The following is a 23,412-nucleotide window of genomic DNA, read 5'->3' as shown; positions in this document are numbered from 1 at the left end:
AATGAAGGTTCTGCTCAATTCATACCCGGCAGTTGGACCTTCGGCTTCACATCGTTCTGCACGACGGATGCCAATGGTGCGACCACTCCCTGGCTCTTGAGCAACTCGCCCATGGTCGCCTTGATTCGATACTGAGTAAATAACTGAATGTTCTTGATCTCGGCCAAACGGCGCGAAGCGGTGAACAACTCGTTTTCGCTGTCGAGCAAATCGAGCAGGGTGCGCTCGCCGAGGCTGAACTGACGCTGGTAGGCGGTACGCACGGCGGTGCTGTGATCAACGTACTGCTGCGCGATCGGCACCTGCGCATTGGCGTTGTTCAGGGCGTTCCAGGCCAGGCCCAGTTCTTCGTTCAACTGACGCAGGGCGTTGTTGCGGATGTCCAGCGCCTGGTTCGACAGGTACGACTTGGATTCCAGATCGGCCTTGTTGCTGCCGCCCGAGTACAGGTTGAAGCGCATGCGCAGCATGGCCTGCCACTCGTTGTTGTGGCCGTTCTGACCATCGAGATCGTTGTCGGCGGTGCGTCCCAGCTCGGCGTCGAAACGTGGGTAGAACGTCGACTTGGCGGTTTCGTACTGCTTCTCGGCAGCGGCGATATCGGACTCGGCCGAGCGCAGGATCGGGCTGTTTTCCAGCATCTGCGTACGGGCTTCATTGAGGTTGGCCGGCATCATCGCCATGAACGGCGCCGGGCGCTCCAACTGGTCAGGCATCTGGCCGACGGCACTGAGGAAGTTGGTCTCGGAGTCGGCGAGGTTGGTCTGTTCGGTGATCAGGTTGTTGCGGGCCTGAGCCATCCGCGCTTCCGCCTGATCGAGGTCGGCACCGCTGCCGACGCCGCGCTGGGTGCGCAACTGGATCTGGTCGTAGATGCGTTGGTGGCTTTTAAGGTTCTCTTCGGCCAGACGCACGAATTCGCGGCGGGTCAGCACGTCCAGGTACACCTGGGCGACGGTCAGCGCGGTGCGCTCGGAAGTGCCGAGCAGCGAGTAGGCGCGGGAGTTGACGGTGGCTTGTTGACGCCCGACTTCGCTGGACGTGGCAAAACCGTCAAAAACCATTTGCGAGAGACGTAAACTTGACTCGCTGCGGTTCAACGTTTCCCAGTGGTTGCCGCCACCGTTGGCGCGCGTGGTCACGCTGTCAGTGCCCTCACGGCCATAACCGCCCAGCAGATCGACCTTGGGCAGGTATCCCCCTTTGGCTGCCTTTAACTGATAATCCGCGGCCAAACGACTGTTGACCCCCGCCTGGATTTCCGGATGGACATCCAGTGCCTGTTGCATGGCTTCTGGTAAGGATTGTGCTTGGACGAAAGAGGCGGCGAGAGCGAACGGTAGAGCCTTGAACAAGTGCAAACGCATGGTAAAGATTTCCCAGGACTTCTTGTCTTGAATCACAGCAAAACGTGCTGCTGCGTCGGATGATTGGCAACCGGAATGACCGTATGTCGGAAAGTTCAAAATAGGAACTGGATCACACGCTGAGGGACAGGTCGCCGCGGAAATATCAATGTGACATTAGTGGGGCGATTGTTTAGGATGGCACCCAGAAGGTCAATAGTTTGGCATAAAGTTAATAGCGAAAGAATCTAGCCAAATTATTGACGAAGAACAGCGTCAATCTTGATTCGCAAATTTTTAAAGTACGTCCAGACTGAATCGGCGCCGAAGCCATCAGGCTATGGAAGTCAACTGAACGTGACACCCGGAGAGTCTTCAATGAGCAGTGTTGTTGCCATCGTCAAAAGCATTGTCGGTCAGGTATTCGTGGTCTCCCCCGAGGGTGTACGCCGCGTGCTCGTTGAAGGCGATCGCCTGTTCGTCGGCGACCAGATCGATACCGGCCTCTCCGGCGCCGTGTCGCTGGAACTGGCGGATGGCCGCACCCTGGACCTGGGCCGTGAAACCCAGTGGAGCGCCAACGCGCCCGACTCCAGCACTGACCTGGCCGAGGCCACCGCGCAGGCCGCACCGTCCGTAGCCGAGCTGCAGCAGGCCATCGCCGCCGGTGCCGACCCGACCACCGCCCTTGAAGCCACCGCTGCCGGCGCTACCGCCGCAGGGACTGGCGGCGCGGCAGGCGGCGGCCACAGCTTCGTGATGCTCGACGCCACCGCTGGCCGCGTCGATCCGACCATCGGCTTCCCGACCGCGGGCATCAACGCCGGTGCACAAGCGGCACAGAACATCACCGGTGGCCAGACCACCGACACCACCACCAACGCCCTGCGTGAGTCGACCCTGAGCCTCAGCGCCACGCCGACCATCACCGAAGCCGGCGGCGTGCTGGTGTACACCGCGACCCTGACCCAGGCGCCGCTGACCGACCTGACCATCACCCTGTCCAACGGCTCGGTGATCGTGATTCCGGCCGGCTCCACCACCGGCACCGTCAACGTGCCGCTGGCACCGAACGACACCGTTTATAACGACCCGACCCAGATCAACGTGACCGTCACCGGCACCACCGGCGGCAACGGCATTACCGTGACCCCGCCGACCACCCCGGCGACGACTCAGGTCACCGACACCATCGACACCACCACCGTCACCCTGACCGCTGGCAACAGCGTCACCGAAGGCGGTCAGATCACCTATACCGCGACACTGACCAACCCGGCGCAGACACCGGTCACCGTCACCCTGTCCAACGGTTCGACCATCACCATCGAAGCCGGCCAGACCACCGGCACCGTCAACGTGCCAACCGCGCCGAATGACGTCTACAACAACGGCAGCACCGTCAGCACCACCATCACCGGCGCCACCGGCGGCAACTTCGAGAATCTGGTACCAAACACGACGCCAGTCGTAACGAACATCGTCGATTCGCGCGACACCACCGGCCTGACCCTCACCGCCACCGGTACCGTGGTCGAAGGTGGCCAGATCACCTACACCGCGACCCTGACCAATCCGGCACAGACGCCGGTTACCGTCACCCTGTCCAACGGTTCGACCATCACCATCGAAGCCGGCCAGACCACTGGCACCGTCAACGTGCCGACCGCGCCGAACGACGTCTACAACAACGGCGGCACCGTCAGCACCACGATTACCGGTGCGACCGGCGGCAACTTCGAGAATCTGGTGCCGAACACCACGCCGGCGACCACTACCGTCACCGACTCCATCGACACCACCAACCTGTCGCTGAGTGCCACCGGCACCGTCGCTGAAGGCGGCTCGATCGTTTACACCGCGACCCTGACCAACCCGGCCGGCACCCCGGTGACCGTGACGTTGAGCAACGGCTCCGTCATTACCATCGAAGCTGGCAAAACCACCGGTACCGTGACCGTTCCGGCGCCTGCGGATGACGTCTACAAAGATGCCGGCAAAGTCGAAGTCAGCATCACCGGCACTACCGGTGGCAATTTCGAGAACCTGGTGCCGAGCACCGTTCCGGCGGTCACCGAAGTCACCGATACCATCGATACCTCGACCGTCAAACTGACTGCCGATACCTCAGTCGCTGAGGGCGGCATCGTCACTTACACCGCCACCGTCGGTGCACCTGTGACCGGTTCGCCAGTGACCGTGACCCTGACCAACGGTCAGACCATCACCATCGAAGTGGGCAAAACCACCGGCACCGTGACCACCACCGCGCCGAACGACGCGCTGACCGGCAACCCACCGCTGACCAACGCCATCACCAATGTCAGTGGCGGTAACTACGAGAACCTCGTCGCCGACAAAACCCCGGTTTCGACCACCGTTACCGACACCGTCGACACCACCAACCTGTCGTTGAACGCGACCGGTACCGTGGCTGAGGGCGGTTCGATCGTTTACACCGCGACGTTGACCAATGCTGCCGGCTCGCCGGTCACCGTGACCCTGAGCAACGGCGCCGTGATCACCATCGAAGCCGGTAAAACCACCGGCACCGTGACGGTTCCGGCGCCTGCGGATGACGTATACAAAGACGCCGGCAAAGTCGAAGTCACCATCAACGGTGCAACCGGCGGCAACTTCGAAAATCTGGTGCCAAGCACTGTCCCTGCGGTCACCGAAGTGACTGATACCATCGACACTTCGACGGTCAAACTGTCCGCTGACACCTCGGTCGCCGAGGGTGGCACCGTCACTTACACCGCGACCGTTGGTGCGCCTGTGACGGGCTCGCCGGTTGTCGTGACTCTGGCCAACGGTCAGTCCATCACCATCGAAGTGGGTAAAACCACTGGCACCGTGACCACCACCGCACCGAACGACGTGCTCAACGGCCAGGCGCCGCTGAGCAACTCGATCACTGGCGTGAGCGGTGGCAACTACGAAAATCTGGTCGCCGACAAGACGCCGGTCAGCACCACCGTGACCGACACCGTCGACACCACCAACCTGACGTTGAGCGCCACTGGCTCCGTCGCTGAAGGCGGTTCGATTGTCTACACCGCGACCCTGACCAACCCGGCCGGCACCCCGGTGACCGTGACCCTGAGCAATGGCTCCGTCATCACCATCGAGGCCGGTAAGACCACCGGTACCGTGACCGTTCCGGCCCCAGCCGATGACGTCTATAAAGACGCCGGCAAAGTGGAAGTCAGCATCACCGGCACCACGGGTGGCAATTTCGAGAACCTGGTGCCGAGCACGGTTCCGGCTGTCACCGAAGTCACTGACACCATCGATACTTCGACGGTCAAACTGTCCGCTGACACCTCCGTCGCCGAGGGTGGCACCGTCACTTACACCGCGACCGTTGGTGCGCCTGTGACTGGCTCGCCGGTTGTCGTGACCCTGGCCAACGGTCAGTCCATCACCATCGAAGTGGGTAAAACCACTGGCACCGTGACCACCACCGCACCGAACGACGTGCTCAACGGCCAGGCGCCGCTGAGCAACTCGATCACTGGTGTGAGCGGTGGCAACTACGAAAATCTGGTCGCCGACAAGACGCCGGTCAGCACCACCGTGACAGACACCGTCGACACCACCAACCTGACGTTGAGCGCCACTGGCTCCGTCGCTGAAGGCGGCTCGATCGTCTACACCGCGACCCTGACCAACCCGGCCGGCACCCCGGTGACCGTGACCCTGAGCAATGGCTCCGTCATCACCATCGAAGCCGGTAAAACCACCGGTACCGTGACTGTTCCGGCGCCTGCCGATGACGTCTACAAAGATGCCGGCAAAGTCGAAGTCAGCATTACCGGAACCAGCGGTGGCAATTTCGAGAACCTTGTTCCGAGCACCGTTCCGGCTGTCACCGAAGTCACTGACACCATCGATACTTCGACCGTCAAACTGACCGCTGATACTTCGGTCGCTGAAGGCGGCACTGTCACTTACACCGCTACGGTTGGTGCGCCGGTGACTGGCTCGCCGGTGGTTGTGACCTTGGCCAACGGTCAGACCATCACCATCGAAGTCGGCAAAACCACTGGCACCGTGACCACCACCGCGCCGAACGATGCGTTGAATGGTCATGAGCCACTGAGCAACGCGATCACTGACGTGAGCGGTGGCAACTACGAAAATCTCGTGGCCGACAAAACCCCTGTCAGCACCACCGTCACCGATACCGTCGACACCACCAACCTGTCGCTGACTGCGACCGGCACCGTGGCTGAAGGTGGCTCGATCATCTACACCGCGACCCTGACCAATCCGGCCGGCACGCCGGTAACCGTGACCCTGAGCAATGGCTCCGTCATCACCATCGAAGCGGGTAAAACCACCGGCACCGTGACCGTTCCGGCGCCAGCCGATGACGTCTACAAAGATGCCGGCAAGGTTGAGGTCAGCATTACCGGAACAACCGGCGGCAATTTCGAGAACCTGGTGCCGAGCACCGTCCCTGCGGTCACTGAAGTGACTGACACCATCGACACCTCGACCGTCAAGCTGACCGCCGATACCTCGGTGGCTGAAGGTGGCACCGTCACCTATACCGCGACCGTTGGCGCGCCTGTCACCGGCTCGCCAGTGATCGTCACGTTGGCCAACGGTCAGACCATTACCATCGAAGTGGGCAAAACCACTGGCACCGTGACCACCACCGCACCGAACGATGCGTTGACCGGTCACGAGCCACTGACCAACGCGATCACTGACGTGAGCGGTGGCAACTACGAAAACCTGGTCGCTGACAAAACCCCGATTTCGACCAACGTCACCGACACCGTCGACACCACCAACCTGTCGCTGACTGCGACCGGCACCGTGGCGGAAGGCGGTTCGATCGTCTACACCGCAACCCTGACCAATCCGGCCGGTACTCCGGTGACCGTGACCTTGTCCAACGGCTCGGTGATCACTATCGAAGCCGGTAAAACTACCGGCACCGTGACCGTTCCAGCACCTGCCGATGACGTTTACAAAGACGCTGGCAAGGTTGAAGTCACGATCAAAGACGCCGCAGGCGGCAATTTCGAGAACCTGGTGCCGAGCACCGTTCCGGCTGTTACCGAAGTTACCGATACCATCGACACCTCGACCGTGAAGCTGAGCGCCGATACTTCGGTGGCTGAAGGCGGCACTGTCACTTACACCGCGACTGTTGGCGCTCCAGTGACTGGCGCACCCGTTGTTGTGACCCTGGCCAACGGTCAGACCATCACCATCGACATCGGCAAGACCACCGGCACCGTGACGACCACCGCACCGAACGATGCGCTGAACGGTCACGAGCCGCTGAACAACTCGATCACCAACGTCAGCGGCGGCAACTACGAAAACCTCGTCGCCGACAAGACGCCAGTCAGCACCACCGTGACCGACACCGTCGACACCACCAACCTGTCGCTGAGCGCGACGCCGGCGGTGAACGAAGGCGGGCAGATCACCTACACCGCCACCCTGACCAACGCCGCCGGCACTCCGGTGACCGTGACCTTGAGCAATGGCGCGGTGATCACCATCGACGCCGGCAAAACTATCGGCACCGTGACCGTCGATGCGCCGAAGGATGACGTCTACAAGGACGCCGGCACCGTTGAAGCGACCATCAAAGGCGCGACCGGTGGCGACTTCGAGAACCTGGTGACCAGCAACACCCCGGCGGTGACCACCGTCAACGACACCATCGACACCTCCACCGTGTCGCTGACTGCCACCGCCAACGTCGCCGAAGGCGAAACCGTGGTTTACACCGCAAGCGTGACTGCACCAGTAACAGGCTCGCCTGTTGTGGTCACCCTGTCCAACGGCCAGACCATCACCATCGCCGTCGGTGAGACCACCGGCAGCGTGAACTTCGTCGCGCCGAACAGCCCATTGGCGGGCGGCAGCTCGTTGAGCGTGGCCATCGACAAGGTTGCCGGCGGTAACTATGAAAACCTGGTGGCCGACAAGACACCGGCGAACACCTCAGTGTCGGACACTGTCGACACCACCAACCTGAACCTGACCGCCAGCGACTCGGTGGCCGAGGGTGGTTCGATCGTTTACACCGCGACCCTGACCAATCCGGCCGGGACGCCGGTGACCGTGACCCTGTCCAACGGCGCGGTGATCACCATCGAAGCCGGTAAAACGTCGGGCACCGTGACCGTTCCAGCTCCGGCTGACGACGTTTACAAAGACGCGGGTAAAGTCGAAGCAACCATTTCCAGCGCTACCGGTGGCAACTTCGAGAACCTGGTGCCTAGCACCGTTCCGGCCGTCACCAACGTGACCGACACCATCGATACCACCACGGTCAAACTGACCGCGACCGAATCGGCTGCGGAAGGTGGCACCGTCACTTACACCGCGACTGTCGGCGCGCCAGTGACTGGCTCGCCGGTCGTGGTGACCTTGGCCAACGGTCAGAACATCACCATCGAAGTGGGTAAAACCACTGGCACCGTGACTACCACTGCGCCGAACGATGCGTTGACCGGCCACGCGCCGCTGACCAACGCCATCACCGACGTGAGCGGCGGTAACTACGAAAACCTCGTGGCGGATAAAACGCCGGTTTCGACCAATGTCACCGACACCGTCGACACCACCAATCTGTCGCTCAGTGCGACCGGCACCGTGGCCGAGGGTGGCTCGATCGTCTACACCGCAACCCTGACCAACGCCGCTGGTTCGCCAGTCACCGTGACCCTGTCCAACGGCGCGGTGATCACCATCGAGGCCGGTAAAACCTCTGGCACCGTGACCGTTCCGGCGCCAGCCGATGACGTGTACAAGGACGCCGGTAAAGTCGAAGCGACCATTTCCAGCGCTACCGGTGGCAACTTCGAGAACCTGGTGCCAAGCACCGTTCCGGCCGTCACCAACGTTACCGACACCATCGACACCACCACGGTCAAACTGACGGCGACTGAATCCGCTGCTGAAGGTGGCACCGTCACCTACACCGCCACCGTCGGTGCTCCGGTAACCGGCTCGCCTGTGGTCGTGACCCTGGCCAACGGTCAGAACATCACCATCGAAGTCGGCAAGACCACCGGCACCGTGACCACCACCGCGCCGAACGATGCGTTGACCGGTCATGCGCCACTGACCAACGCCATCACCGACGTGAGCGGCGGTAACTACGAAAACCTCGTGGCGGATAAAACGCCGGTTTCGACCAATGTCACCGATACCATCGACACCACCAACCTGTCGCTCAGTGCCACTGGCACCGTCGCTGAAGGCGGCTCGATCGTTTACACAGCAACCCTGACCAACGCCGCGGGCTCGCCAGTTACCGTGACGCTGAGCAACGGCGCTGTCATCACCATCGAGGCCGGCAAAACCACCGGCACCGTGACTGTTCCAGCTCCGGCGGACGACGTTTACAAAGATGCCGGTAAAGTCGAAGCAACCATTTCCACCGCCACCGGTGGCAACTTCGAAAACCTGGTGCCAAGTACCGTGCCGGCTGTCACCGAAGTCACCGACACGATCGACACCTCGACCGTCAAACTGACTGCCGATACCTCGGTAGCCGAAGGCGGCACCGTCACCTATACCGCCACTGTTGGCGCACCAGTCACCGGTTCGCCGGTCGTGGTGACCCTGGCCAACGGTCAGAACATCACCATCGAAGTCGGCAAGACCACTGGCACCGTCACCAGCACCGCGCCTAACGACGCGCTGACCGGTCATGCGCCTCTGACCAACTCGATCACAGGTGTGACTGGCGGCAATTACGAAAACCTTGTGGCTGACAAAACCCCGGTCAGCACTAACGTCACCGACACCGTCGACACCACCAACCTGTCGCTGTCCGCAACCGGTACCGTGGCCGAAGGTGGCTCGATCGTTTACACCGCGACCCTGACCAACGCCGCTGGCTCGCCAGTTACCGTGACGTTGAGCAACGGCGCCGTGATCACCATCGAAGCAGGCAAAACCACTGGCACCGTTACCGTTCCGGCCCCAGCCGATGACGTGTACAAGGACGCTGGCAAAGTCGAAGCGACCATTTCGACTGCTACCGGTGGCAACTTCGAGAACCTGGTACCGAGCACTGCTCCTGCAGTCACCAACGTCACCGACACCATTGATACCACCACGGTCAAACTCACCGCGACCGAGTCTGCTGCCGAAGGTGGCACCGTCACCTACACCGCGACCGTTGGTGCGCCAGTGACTGGCTCGCCAGTCGTGGTAACTCTGGCCAACGGCCAGAACATCACCATCGAAGTCGGCAAAACCACCGGCACCGTAACCACCATCGCACCGAACGATGCGCTGACCGGTCATGCGCCTTTGACCAACGCGATCACCAATGTGAGCGGCGGTAACTACGAAAACCCTGGTCGCCGACAAAACGCCGGTCAGCACAACCGTTACCGACACTGTCGACACCACCAACCTGTCGCTGAGCGCAACCAACTCGGTCGCCGAGGGTGGTTCGATCATCTACACCGCGACCTTGACCAACGCGGCTGGCTCGCCAGTCACCGTGACCCTGTCGAACGGCGCTGTGATCACCATCGAAGCCGGGAAAACCACTGGCACCGTGACCGTGCCGGCTCCGGCGGATGACGTCTATAAAGACGCGGGTAAAGTCGAAGCGACCATCTCCACCGCTACCGGTGGCAACTTCGAAAACCTGGTACCGAGCACCGTGCCGGCTGTGACTCAAGTCACCGACACCATCGATACCACCACGGTCAAGCTGACCGCGACCGATTCTGCTGCCGAAGGTGGCACCGTCACCTACACCGCCACACTGTCGGTGCGCCTGTGACCGGTTCGCCTGTCGTTGTGACACTGGCTAATGGTCAGAACATCACCATCGAAGTCGGCAAAACCACCGGCACCGTAACTACCACCGCACCGAATGATGCGCTGACCGGCCACGCGCCGCTGACCAACGCGATCACCAACGTCAGCGGTGGCAACTACGAAAACCTCGTTGCCGACAAGACCCCGGTCAATACCACGGTCACCGATACCGTCGACACCACCAACCTGTCGCTGTCCGCGACCGGTACCGTGGCCGAAGGCGGCTCGATCGTTTACACCGCGACGCTGACCAACGCTGCCGGTTCGCCGGTTACCGTGACGTTGAGCAACGGCGCCGTGATCACCATCGACGCCGGCAAAACCACCGGCACCGTGACCGTCCCGGCACCGGCTGATGACGTTTACAAAGACGCCGGCACCGTGCAGGCCACGATCAAATCCGCCACCGGTGGCAACTTCGAAAATCTGGTGCCAAGCACCACGCCAGCCGTGACCAGCGTCACCGACACCATCGACACCACCACGGTCAAACTGACCGCGACCGAGTCTGCTGCGGAAGGTGGTACCGTCACCTACACCGCGACCGTTGGTGCACCGGTAACCGGTTCGCCAGTGACCGTGACTCTGGCCAACGGCCAGAACATCACCATCGAAGTCGGCAAAACCACCGGTACCGTGACCACCACTGCGCCGAACGACGTGTTGACCGGTCATGCGCCACTGACCAACGCCATCACCAACGTCAGCGGCGGCAACTACGAGAACCTCGTTGCCGACAAGACCCCGGTCAGCACCACGGTCACCGACACCATTGACACCACCAACCTGTCGCTGAGCGCGACCGGCACCGTGGCCGAGGGTGGCTCGATTGTTTACACCGCAACGCTGACCAACGCCGCTGGTTCGCCAGTGACCGTGACGCTGAGCAACGGTGCAGTCATCACCATCGACGCCGGTAAAACCACCGGTACCGTCACCGTCCCTGCCCCGGCCGACGACGTCTACAAAGACGCCGGCACTGTTCAGGCAACGATCAAAACCGCGACCGGTGGCAGCTTCGAGAACCTGGTACCAAGCACCACGCCAGCAGAGACCAGCGTCACCGACACCATCGACACCACGGGCGTGAAACTCACCGCCACGGGCACCGTGGCCGAAGGTGGCACCGTCACTTACACCGCTACCGTTGGTGCGCCAGTTACCGGCTCGCCTGTCGTCGTGACCCTGGCCAACGGTCAGACCATCACCATCGACATCGGCAAAACCACCGGCACCGTGACCAGCATCGCACCGAACGATGCGCTGACCGGTCACGCGCCGTTGACCAACTCGATCACTAACGTGACCGGCGGCAACTACGAAAACCTTGTGGCCGACAAGACCCCGGTCAGCACCACCGTGACCGACACTGTCGACACCACCAACCTGTCCCTGAGCGCCACTAATACGGTCGCCGAGGGCGGTTCGATCATTTACACCGCCACCCTGACCAACGCCGCTGGTTCGCCAGTGACCGTGACCCTGAGCAACGGCGCAGTGATCACCATCGACGCCGGTAAAACCACTGGCACCGTGACCGTTCCTGCCCCGGCTGATGACGTCTACAAAGACGCCGGCACCGTGCAGGCAACCATCACCAATGCCAGCGGCGGCAACTTCGAAAACCTGGTACCAAGCACCGTACCGGCCGTGACCAGCGTCACCGATACCATCGACACCACTACCGTGAAGTTGTCTGCCACCGGTACAGCGGCTGAAGGCGGCAACGTCGTCTACACCGCCACCGTCGGCGCGCCAGTCACTGGTTCGCCAGTCGTGGTGACTCTGTCCAATGGCCAGACCATCACCATCGACATCGGAAAAACCACCGGCACCGTAACCACCACCGCACCGAACGATGCGCTGACCGGCCACGCGCCGTTGACCAACGCAATCACCAACGTGAGCGGCGGCAACTACGAGAATCTGGTTGCCGACAAGACTCCGGTCAGCACCACCGTGACCGACACCGTCGACACCACCAATCTGTCGCTGACCGCGACCGGCACCGTGGCCGAAGGTGGCTCGATCGTTTACACCGCAACCCTGACCAACGCCGCGGGTTCGCCAGTGACCGTAACGTTGAGCAACGGCGCCGTGATCACCATCGACGCCGGTAAAACCACCGGCACCGTGACCGTTCCGGCTCCAGCGGACGACGTCTACAAAGACGCCGGCACCGTGCAGGCGACCATCAAGTCGGCGACAGGTGGCAGCTTCGAAAACCTGGTGCCAAGCACCACGCCAGCCGTAACCAGCGTCACCGACACCATCGACACCACTGGCGTGAAACTCACCGCCACGGGTACTGTCGCCGAGGGTGGCACTGTCACCTACACCGCCACTGTCGGTGCGCCTGTGACTGGCTCGCCAGTTGTCGTGACTCTGTCCAACGGCCAGACGATCACCATCGACATCGGCAAAACCACCGGCACCGTGACCACCACTGCGCCGAACGACGTGTTGACCGGCCACGCACCGTTGACCAATGCGATCACCAACGTCAGCGGCGGCAACTACGAAAACCTCGTAGCCGACAAAACCCCGGTCAGCACCACCGTGACCGACACCGTCGACACCACCAGCCTGTCGCTGAGCGCGACCCCGGCGGTGAACGAGGGCGGCCAGATCACCTACACCGCAACCCTGAGCAACGCTGCCGGTTCCCCGGTAACCGTGACCCTGAGCAACGGCTCGGTGATCACCATCGACGCCGGCAAAACCACTGGCACCGTGACCGTTCCGGCTCCGGCTGACGACGTCTACAAAGACGCCGGCAGCGTGCAGGCGACCATCACCAACGCCAGCGGTGGCAACTTCGAGAACCTGGTACCGAGCACGACACCGGCCGTGACCAACGTCGCCGATACCATCGACACCACCACCGTCAGCATCACCGGCAGCACCTCGGTGACCGAAGGCCAGACCGCCAGCTACACCGTCAGCCTGACGCACCCGGCGCAAACCGACGTGACCCTGAAAATCGTCTACAGCGGCACCGCCGCCGACGGTTCGGACTTCACCGGTGTTTACACCGTGAAGATCCCGGCGGGCGCCAGCAGCGCACAGTTCAACGTCGCGACCATCGATGACAAGATCACCGAAGGCACCGAGAACTTCGTGGTCAAGATCGACTCGGCCACCGGCGGCAACTTCGAGAACCTGGCCGTCAGCAGCACCAACGGCAGCGTCAGCACCTCGATCATCGACAACGATGCGCCACCGGTCATCGACCTGGATGCCAACAACTCCAGCGGCGCCACCGGTGCCGACTACAAGGTGACGTTCACCGAAAACACCCCGGGCGCCGGCGTGTCGATTGCCGACACTGACCTGACGATCACCGACCCGGACAGCACCATGCTGACCGGCGCGACCATCGTGCTGACCAACCGTCAGGACGGCGATGCACTGAACCTCGGCAACAGCGTCAACGGCATCACCATCAATGCCAACAGCACCAACGGCACCGTGACCCTGACCCTGTCGGGTAACGCGACGCTGGCCGATTACATGCAGGCGATCAAGAACATCAGCTTCACCAACAGCAGTGAAGACCCGAGCACCGTGCCGCGGATCATCACCGTGACCGTGACCGATGGCGGCAACTACTCCAACACCGCGACCACCACGGTCAACGTGGTGGCGGTCAACGACGCGCCAGTCGCCGCGCCAGTCAACGTCACCGGCACCGAAGACACCCCGCTGATCCTCGGCTGGTCGACCTTCGGCGTGACCGACGTCGACAGTCCGGCCAGCAGCCTGGGCATCAAAATCACCCAGCTGCCGGGCGAAGGCAAACTGCAGTATCTGGACGGTTCGACCTGGAAAGACGTCGCCAACAACCAGACCTTCAGCAAGGCTGACATCGACGCCGGCAAACTGCGCTTCATGCCGGATGCCAACGAGTCGGGGGTCAACGGTTACGGCGGCACCGGTATGGGCAACAACCAGGCCGACTACGCACAGATCAAGTTCCAGCCAACCGACGGCCAACTGCTGGGCAACACCGGCACCGTGAAGATCGACATCACGCCAGTGGCGGATGCGCCGACCGTGAGCGTGGCCGACAACAGCGTGAAGTCCACCGGGCTGGTCAAGGAAGTCTGGACCGGCCTGTCGGGCCTGGGTACCAGCGGCAACGGCGCTGACTCGACCACGTTGAAAAACGTGATCGACGGCGCCGGCACCCCGAATTCCAGCACCAACGTGAATAACGTGCAGTCCGACGGCAGCGTGACCGCCGGTACCGCGTCGAAGACCTCGGGCCTGATCTATCTGGAAGCCGGCAAGACCTACAGTTTCAGCGGTGTGGCTGACGACAGCCTGCTGATCACCATTGGCGGCAAGAGCGTGGCGTCGGGTACCTGGGGCGCGGGCGGTGCGATCAGCGGTTCGTTCACCCCGACCACCAGCGGCTACTACACCCTGGACATCTACCACCACAACCAGAGCGGCCCGGGCAGCTATGACGTGAACCTGTCGGTCAACGGCAGCACGCCAATCGACCTGAGCAGCGCCGGCGTGCCGATCTACACCGGGGTGCAGGATCTAGTGAATTCCGGTGTGACCGTCTCCGACCTGCACGGCACCAACGGCGAAGGCTATTACGACGGCTACAAGCTCAACACTGGCGCCGAAGGCACCACGGTGAAACTGTCGGCGATCAACACCGCGCTGACCGACACCGACGGCTCGGAAACCCTGAGCGTGAAGATCAGTGGCGCGCCGGTCGGCTCGGTTCTCTCCGACGGCAACGGTCACACCTTCACAGTCACCGCGAGCAACGGCGAAGCCAACGTCACCGGCTGGAACCTGGGCAGCCTGACCGTAACCCCGCCGACCTACTACAACGGCCAGTTCAACCTGACCGTGACCTCGACCTCCACTGAAATGGTCGGCGGTTCGGCCAGCAGCACCGCGACGATTCCGGTCACCGTGGTGCCGGCGGTTTACAACGCGGTGGTTGGTACCTCTGGAGACGACACCTTCAACGGTACCGATGGCAACGACATCATGGTCGCCGACATCGGTGGTCTGACCGTGGTGCCGGGCACCAACTACAACATCGCGTTCATGGTCGACAGCTCGGGTAGCATGAGCACCTCGTCGATCAACGCGGCCAAGGACTCGCTGACCTCGGTGTTCAACACCCTCAAGCAGAGCTTGGGCGGCAGCAACTCGGGCACGGTGAACATCTTCCTGGCGGACTTCGATACCCAGGTCAACAAGTCGGTGTCGGTGAACCTCAACGACCCGAACGCGCTGACCAAGCTCAAAGCCGTGCTCGACTCGATGGCGTCCGGCGGCGGCACCAACTACGAGGACGTGTTCAAGACCACGGCCAACTTCTTCCAGAGCGCGGAAGCTGTGGCGAACACCGGGGCGAAGAACCTCACGTACTTCATCACCGACGGCCAGCCGACCTATTACCAGAGCGGCGAGCAGACCAACCCGACGCTGTACGGCAGCGTGAAGTTCGACAGTGTGGTGACAACCAGCAACTACAAGCTGGGCGACACTTTCAGCACGTACATCGACAACACGCATTACCTGAGCATCACCGCCAGCGGTTATGCCCAGTTGCAGACTTACACTGCCCGTTATGGCTGGAGCACCACCAACCTGGGCACTGTTCACGCTCAGGGTGACGGCACTTACGAGTTGTCGAGCCTGGCCGGTAGCGGCAGCAGTACGGATTCGGCGACAACCTCCAACTCCAACAGCAGCTTCGCCCTGCTCAGCGGTCTGTCGAACGTCGAAGCGATCGGTATCAACAGCGGTGTCAGCCTCAACGACCTGAAACCGTATGACTCGGATCACTCGCCGCAGACCAACATCGATCCGAAGGATCTGGCCAACTCGATCATCGGCCACACCGAAGCGACGATGCCGGGCAACGACACCGTCAGCGGTGGCGACGGCAACGACATCCTGTTCGGCGACCTGGTGAGCTTCAACGGCATTGCTGGCGAGGGTTATCAGGCAATGCAGGCGTTCGTGGCGCAGCAGACCGGGGTCGACGTCAGCAAAGTCACCACCAGCAACGTGCACCAGTACATCACCGAGCACTATCAGGCGTTCGATGTGTCCGGTGCGCATGACGGCAACGACACGCTGCTGGGTGGCGCAGGCAATGACATCCTGTTCGGCTCGGGCGGCAACGACCTGCTCGACGGCGGCAAGGGCAATGACATCCTGCTCGGCGGCACCGGCAATGACACGCTGATCGGCGGCCAGGGCAACGACATCCTGATCGGTGGTTCCGGTGCCGACACCTTCGTCTGGAAAGCAGGCGACACCGGCAATGACGTGATCAAGGACTTCAACGCCAACGAAGGTGACCGCATCGACCTGCGCGATCTGTTGCAGGGTGAAACCGGCAGCACCATCGACAACTTCCTGAAGATCACCACGGTTGATGGCACGTCGTCGCTGCAAGTCAGCTCGGCGGGCAAGTTCAACTCCGGCGACGCGGCAGCCGCCACGCCGGACGTGACGATCAAACTGGAAGGCAACAACTGGTCAACGGCCAACATTCATAACCTGATTGCCGGCAGCGATCCGACCATCAAGGTCGACCACAACAACAGCTGATGCGTGAACAAAACGGCCGCCCCTTGGGGCGGCCGTCACGTTTGCGGCTAACTCGGCGGTGACGATTTCGTCGCCACCCCGCATACTCGCGCGCAGTTGGCCTATGCTGCTGACAGCATGACGCTGGATCTTTCTGAGGGATGCTCAATGTTTTACGTGCAACGCGATGCGCAAGGTCTGTTGATTCGCGTGGAAGCCGCGGCCTACGCCGAGGCCACGGAAACGCTGCCGGCCGACAGCCATGAAATCCAGGCCTGGTTCGCCAATGAAGTGGTGGAAACCAGCCTGAAACAGCTCAAGCAGAGCGACCTGGAAATGATTCGGGTACTCGACGACCTGATTCAGGTGCTGACCCAGAAAGGCGTGATCCGCGTCACCGACCTGCCGCCGGCGGCGCAGGCCAAGTTGATGGACCGCACCCAGGCGCGGGAAGCGCTGGGCGGGTTGAGCCACTTGATCGACGACGAAGAGACCGGGCTGATCTGATCCGCGATCTTCAGTGACCGGACTGACCCCTTCGCGAGCAAGCCCGCTCCCACATTTGAAATGCATTCCAATGTGGGAGCGGGCTTGCTCGCGAAGGCTGATTTACCGACAACGAATAACGAACAGGTTACTTCCAGGGCGTGGGCTCACCAAACAACTGCCCCTGCACCCCATACAGGCCCATCTCGCGAATCACCGACAACTCGCCCTCGGTCTCCACCCGCTCGGCAATCAATGGCAGATCGATGCTGTGCGCCGCACGCTGGATCGCTTCGATGAACAGGCGCTTGTCGCTCTCCTGATCGATGGCGCGGATGTAACTGCCATCGATCTTCAGGTACGCCAGCCCCAGCCGCGCCAGGTTGCCGATCATGCTGAAGCGTCCACCAAAGCGCTGCAGGCTCAGAGAGAAACCGAGTTCACGCAGGCGCCGGGTCAACTGCTCCAGCACCGCTTGCTCCGGCAATTGCTCCTCGCCGATCTCCAGCGTCAGGCGCTCGCCGAGGTCGGAGTGCGCGCGCAGAATCTCGAACACTTTGTTCAGCGCTTGTGGATCGGCCAGGGTTGCCGAAGAGAGGTTCAGCGCCAGCGAATCTTCATGCGCCTTCATTTGCTCCAGCACGCGCTCGAGCATCAGACGGTCCAGTCGCGCGGTCCAGCCAAAACGCTCGAGCCACGGCAGGAAACGCCCGGCCGGGATGGTCTGGCCCTGTTCATCCAGCAAGCGCGAAAGCACTTTGTAATGCAGCACCAATTGCGTGTCCTGAGCGGCCACCACCGGTTGGAAATACAGTTCGAAACGCTGCTGATTCAGCGCCTGATCGAGCAAGCGATGCCAGGCGTGGTGATCGTCACCGACGTCCGCCACCAGGCTCTGATCGATGCACGCCCAGTTCTGCTCGCCCTGCCCCTCGGCCTGCGCCAGCGCCTGATCGCCCAGGGTCAGTACTGCTTGCGGTGAATCGCCGTGGGCAAACGGCGCGAGGCCAATGGAAGCCACGGCCGGCACATCGGTTGCGCCAGTGGCGTGCAGGCTGCTCAGCGCGCTGTCGAGGTTCTGCGCCAGTTGCAGCGCTTCTTCGCGCACCAGTCCCGGCGCCAGCACGGCGAATTCACCACCGCGAATACGGGTGACGAGGTTCTGGGTTTCCGGATATTTGGCGCACTCGCGGGACAGTTGCTCGCCGACAGCTTTCAACAATTCATCGGTGCGCTGACCGCCCAGACGCTGATTGAGCCCGGCCAGATCCTTGACCCGCAACAGCAGCAGATAACCGGAACTGGCCTGCTCCGGGTTGCTCACGCGGTTATGCAGCTGCATCTCGAAATAGCGCCGGTTGGCCAGCCCCGTGAGGTTGTCCTGATAAGACTCGGCACGCAGTTTTTCGCTGCGCTCGGCCTGCTCCTGGAACAGCGCCTTGAGCTTCTCGACCATCTGGTTCATCGCCTGCACCACGCGCCGCAGTTCCGGGGTACGCGGCAACTCCGGCAGGCTGAGGAATTCGCGGCGGGCGATGGCGTGGGACTGTTTGACCATGTAATCCAGCGGGCGCAATTGCCGGCGCAGCAGCAACGCGCCGAGCACTGCACTGACCGCGCCGCACAGCAGCAGCCAGCCGAGGCTGCCCAACGCGCTCTGCCACAGCTTGGCCACGGCAAACATCGGGTGACTGACCACCTCGACCCGCGCCGCCTGCTCCCAGCCACGGCTGACCAGCGCGTCGCCACCGGCCGGCTCCAGGCCGATCAGTTTGACGAACCAGTCAGGCACATTGCTCACCGCCGGAATCCCGCTGCGCTCGACAATGGTCTGGTCGGTCTTGAGATCGACCACGCGGATGCTCGCGTAATAGCCGCTGTCGAAAATCGAGCTGACCAGCAGCTCGACCATCGCCGGGTCGTCGATATTCGGCGTCAGCGACAACGCCAGCGCCGTGGCGGCGTCCTGGGCATGTGAGCGCAGCTGGTTGACGTACTGGGTGCGCGAGCTCTCCAGACTGACCATGAAGCTGCCGGTGAAGGCGACCACCAGGAACAGACAGATAGCGATCAACAGCTGTTTGAACAAAGACATCTGAGCGCGTGCTCCTAGTTAGTCGTTTCGACCGGGAAACCTTCGGCCTGCATTTTCTTCAGCACATCCTGCCAGCGCGACAGGCGTTTGGTGTCACCGACCTTTTTGTTGCCCTTGGCTCCCGGCAGGTACAGACCTTCAGCATTGAAAGAGTAGACCGGCAGCAAATCGGTTCGCTGGGACGCAGGCTGAATCGGATCGATCAGGCTGTCGAGCACCAGCGGCATGGCATCGGGGGTGGCGTAGTAAGTCAGCACCATGTGTGCGCGATTCTGGCGCAGTGCCTTGACGTAGGTGATGCGCAGCTTGTCACTGGAGACCCCGAGATGGCGCAGGCTGAAATACTTGGCGATCGCGTAGTCTTCGCAATCGCCGGCGCCTTTCCACAACGCTTCGATGGGCGTCTCCCAATAATCGACCTGCCCCCACAGATCGATATCTTCTACATAACGCACCTGTTTGTTGAAAAACAGGTTCACCACTTTCAGCTTTTCCATCTCGCTGACCTGTTTCTGCGTGGCCAGCAGGTTTTGCCAGGCATCGATCCGCTGCTGCCCGGCACCCAACGGGCCGTAGAGCGCCGTAGCCTTGCGGCTGATCGCGGAAAAATCCCAATCGGCATGCAGGCCGCCCAGCATGACGCCGGCCAGCAACAGTGCGCAGCCTAGCCAGCGCAGAGTCCGGGGGATTGCGAAACGTACCGCCACAGCAGGTTTCCAGGGGGCAGGAAGGAAAGCGTTTGATGGTGAAGCTTAGCCCGGCAAAAAACAATGGCACCATGAGATCATCGCCATCGCGCTAAACTTCATTCAGGACAGCAATCCTTTACATGGTTTGACAACCTGTAGAGCAATCACTAGTGTCTTTGGATCCAAATTCCGTCGTCATTCAGGGTGAGTAGTTGTGACACAGAAGCCCAAACCGCTGCACAGCATCAAAGTCGATGGGCCGATTCCCGCACACCTTGCCCGCTCGATCATCGAAGAAACCCTGCGCTCGGCGATCCTTGACGGTCGCTTGCCGTGCGGCACCGCCCTGCGCCAGCAGGATCTGGCCGACCTGTTCGGGGTCAGCCGCATGCCGGTGCGCGAGGCTCTGCGCCAGCTCGAAGCGCAGGAACTGCTGAGCGTCACCACCCACAAGGGCGCCGTTGTAGCGCCGCTGATCCAGGGCGACGCCACCGAAACCTACGAGTTGCGGATCCTCCTCGAATCCGAGGCCATGCGCCAGTCGATCCCGTTGCTGACCAGCGCCGATCACGCGCTTGCCGCCGGCTATATCGAAGAACTCGAAACCCAGCACGACTACAGCGAAATCGGTCGGCTCAACCGTCTGTTCCACATGGCCCTGTACAGCAAGGCACCGAATAAGCGTCTGCTGCGGCTGGTCGAAGACGGCCTCAACGAGGAGGAGCGCTTTTTGCGTTTCAACCTCGAAGCCATGGGTCTGGGCAAATTGTCCCAGGAAGATCACCGCGCCATGCTCCAGGCCGTGATCGAGCGCGATGTCGAGCTGTCGGTGAAGTTGCTCACACATCACCTCAACCGTGGCGTCGAGGTCATCACCCGCTATCTCGCCAGCCCCGCCGGACAAAACCGCAAGGCCGTGCGCTGACACCCCTCACGCCGGTCTCAGGCCTTCGCGCCTGACCGGCGAATAACCCGCTTACAAATCCTCTCCCCGATCCTCCGCAAACCTGGTGGCGGATCCGCGTGTTCGCTCTAACCTCCCAGCGCTCGCAAGCCCGCCATTGCGGCTCGGCGCGGACGAATCGGTCATAGCCGTCCCGCCAATTTACCCGCACTCTTTAACGGCCACCCCATGAAGAACGGGCGACGCGCCGCACCGCCGGCGCAGTCCCCGCACCAGGAACCTACGGAAGGAGCCTTGCCACGGGAAAAAGGGAAGTTACGGCGCCGTTTCCGGCCCACTTTCATTCCTATACATCACATTCAATTTCCGCTTCTTAAAGTTGCTTTGAGTGAGGCATTCACTCTTGTCTTCAATTTTGGCCATTATTTGCCGAAAGGAGCAACTACGCCCAAGTAAAACTTAAACCAAAAGTTTTACCGGGCCGACTCATACTTGAAAAACACACAACTAAAAATAATTAAAAATAAACTTGTTAAGTTATTTGACGATGTATTAGCTTTTCCTCGCCGAGCAGGTTCTACCTGCAAACACGGCACGGCTCCGCAGTCATCCAATAGCTTTGGCAAATATTCGCCAACGCATGGTCGAGAGCCTTTCATGCACTTTGCAAACTTTCATTAATCCGAATGAGGCCCGCGTTCGCCAATAGAAAACATTTCAAACTTATCAAGTCCGTGTTGATGCACTGAACGAGCAACTCCCTCTATTCCAATAACACCGAGGTTCGCCATGATGCCAACTAAAGAACAACTCGCCCTGAAAAAAGCGCAATTGAGCGTTCACCCGATCTTTACCGAGATCGATTCGTTATCGGTACTGCGCCGGTTCATGGAATCCCACGTCTTCGCCGTGTGGGATTTCATGTCGTTGACCAAGCGCCTGCAGCAGGAACTGACCTGTACGCGGCTGCCATGGTTACCGCCACGCGATCCGCATGCTGCGCGGCTGATCAACGAGATCGTGCTAGGCGAAGAGTCCGATGATCGTCCCGCCCACGGCCATTACAGCCATTTCGAGCTGTACCTGGACGCGATGCGCGAAGTCGGTGCGAGCACCACGACGGTCGAACGGTTTGTCGCGCTGCAACAGGAAGGCGTGAGTTACGACGTCGCCCTGCAAAGCGTTGAGGTTGATCCGGCAGCGGCGAAATTTGTGCGCGAGACGCTGCACACCGCGCTGCACGCACCGGGCCACAGTGTCGCCGCCGCGTTCCTGCATGGCCGCGAAAGCGTGATCCCGACGATGTTCCAGCGCATCCTCGATGACTGGGGGATCGGCATCGAACAGGCACCCACCTTTCGCTATTACCTGGAGCGCCACATCGAGGTCGACTCCGAAGATCACGGCCCGGCGGCAGAGCAACTGCTGGAGCGCCTGGTCGACGGTGATCCGCAGCGTGAGGCCGAAGTCTACGCCAGCGCCATCGCGGCGGTGGATAGCCGCATCGCCCTTTGGGACGGCCTGCGTCTGAGCATGCGCGAGCCCTTGGCGGAGGTGGCCCAATGAACGCCGCCGACTACCAATCCTTCGCCGACGCCTGGGAAACCCGCGCCACTATCCGCACTCGGCCACGGCGTGTTCTGGAAGACGATGAGCGCCTGATCTATCCGTTGAGCCGTCAGCCGCTGGTGCTCAGCGAAACCTTCCTGCGTGAGTGCCCGCAGCAGCGTGATTTCGCCCTGGTGCAGACGCTGTACAAGTTCATCAACGACGTGGTGATTTTCGAAACCGAAATCGTCGACCAGACCGCCCGCGCCATCGCCAAGAATCGCTTCGCCGTACCCTTCCCGTTCGCCTGTCGCTACGACGCCATGACCGTGGTGGTGGACGAGGATTACCACGCGCTGGTGGCGATGGACTTCATGCAGCAGACCGTGGCCATGACCGGCATCGAGCCGATCGAACTGCCCATTGAAATCGAATTGAGCCGGGCAATTCCTGCCGCTGTGGCACTGGCGCCCGAACACCTGCGCAGCGCCGTGGAACTGATCTGCGTGGCCATCGCCGAGAACACCGTGACCGGCGACGTTGCGGCGTTCGCCCGGGACGATACGGTCAAGCCGTCGATCAAAGGGCTGATGGCCGATCACCTGCTCGACGAGGGCCGGCACTCCAGTTTCTGGGCGCGCATGGTGCGCATCTATTGGCACACCGCCAACGACGCGGACCGGGAAACCATCGCGCAGATCCTGCCGGTGTTCATCGGCCATTACCTGACCAACGACATCCAGAAGTCCTTCGATCTGCGCCTGATCGACGCCTTGCCGGTCAGTGATGCGATCCGCCGCTCGCTCAAGGACGAAATGGCCGGGCTGGCCTTCCCGATCAATCGCCACCATCCGCTGGTGGGCAACATCGTGCGCTTTTTCCACAACAGCTCGCTGCTCGACACGCCGTGCGTGCAGCACGCCCTGCGTGACTATCTGGTTTGAT

At 61.5% G+C, this 23,412-nt stretch carries 9 protein-coding genes and 1 pseudogene; 7 read left to right on the top strand and 3 right to left on the bottom strand.

The features are described 5' to 3' along the window. Positions 1–14: 14 nt before the first annotated feature. Positions 15–1,367 carry a TolC family outer membrane protein gene (locus E3Z29_RS03245; RefSeq protein WP_007961502.1) on the bottom strand — a complete coding sequence of 451 codons (1,353 nt, stop codon included), beginning with the start codon at positions 1,365–1,367 and terminating at the stop codon, positions 15–17. 357 nt (positions 1,368–1,724) lie between these two features. Here E3Z29_RS03245 and E3Z29_RS29855 point away from each other — a divergent pair. The 4 genes and pseudogenes from E3Z29_RS29855 to E3Z29_RS03235 all read left to right on the top strand — a co-directional run. Continuing rightward, positions 1,725–9,632: pseudogene (locus tag E3Z29_RS29855) on the top strand (retention module-containing protein); the annotation flags it as partial. 61 nt (positions 9,633–9,693) lie between these two features. Then, entirely contained in the window at positions 9,694–10,131 is a 438-nt protein-coding gene (locus E3Z29_RS29850; RefSeq protein ID WP_372241214.1) for an immunoglobulin-like domain-containing protein, read from the top strand. Beyond that, complete coding sequence (locus E3Z29_RS29845; RefSeq protein WP_372241195.1) at positions 10,128–16,766, top strand: immunoglobulin-like domain-containing protein; 6,639 nt, start codon at positions 10,128–10,130, stop codon at positions 16,764–16,766. Before E3Z29_RS29850 ends, E3Z29_RS29845 begins: the two co-directional genes overlap by 4 nt. Before the next feature lie 147 nt (positions 16,767–16,913). Next, the gene (locus E3Z29_RS03235; protein ID WP_098966540.1) at positions 16,914–17,252 is read left to right on the top strand and encodes a tryptophan synthase subunit beta; all 339 of its coding nucleotides are present in this window, start codon (positions 16,914–16,916) and stop codon (positions 17,250–17,252) included. A gap of 127 nt (positions 17,253–17,379) precedes the next feature. Here the strand turns inward: E3Z29_RS03235 and lapD are convergent, their stop codons facing one another. Next, the gene (gene lapD, locus E3Z29_RS03230; RefSeq protein WP_115988499.1) at positions 17,380–19,326 is read right to left on the bottom strand and encodes a cyclic di-GMP receptor LapD; all 1,947 of its coding nucleotides are present in this window, start codon (positions 19,324–19,326) and stop codon (positions 17,380–17,382) included. A gap of 14 nt (positions 19,327–19,340) precedes the next feature. Further along, a complete protein-coding gene (gene lapG, locus E3Z29_RS03225; RefSeq protein WP_007962016.1) occupies positions 19,341–20,033 on the bottom strand; it encodes a cysteine protease LapG in 693 nt (230 codons plus the stop codon). Positions 20,034–20,229: 196 nt separating this feature from the next. On the opposite strand from lapG, the gene E3Z29_RS03220 reads away from it, so the two are divergent. The 3 genes from E3Z29_RS03220 (at position 20,230) to E3Z29_RS03210 (ending at position 23,411) form a co-directional block, all read left to right on the top strand. Beyond that, positions 20,230–20,940, top strand: a complete 711-nt coding sequence (locus tag E3Z29_RS03220) for a GntR family transcriptional regulator (protein ID WP_134785121.1) — start codon at positions 20,230–20,232, stop codon at positions 20,938–20,940. Positions 20,941–21,708: 768 nt separating this feature from the next. Beyond that, positions 21,709–22,485, top strand: coding sequence for a DUF3050 domain-containing protein (locus E3Z29_RS03215; protein ID WP_134785120.1), 777 nt, complete (start codon positions 21,709–21,711; stop codon positions 22,483–22,485). Beyond that, the gene (locus E3Z29_RS03210; protein WP_134785119.1) at positions 22,482–23,411 is read left to right on the top strand and encodes a diiron oxygenase; all 930 of its coding nucleotides are present in this window, start codon (positions 22,482–22,484) and stop codon (positions 23,409–23,411) included. Before E3Z29_RS03215 ends, E3Z29_RS03210 begins: the two co-directional genes overlap by 4 nt. Position 23,412: the final 1 nt, after the last annotated feature.

Origin of the sequence: Pseudomonas sp. S150 (genome assembly GCF_004526365.1) — a bacterium.
GTDB classification, from domain to species: Bacteria; Pseudomonadota; Gammaproteobacteria; order Pseudomonadales; family Pseudomonadaceae; genus Aquipseudomonas; species Aquipseudomonas putida_A.
This window is presented reverse-complemented; position numbering and strand designations above follow the sequence as displayed.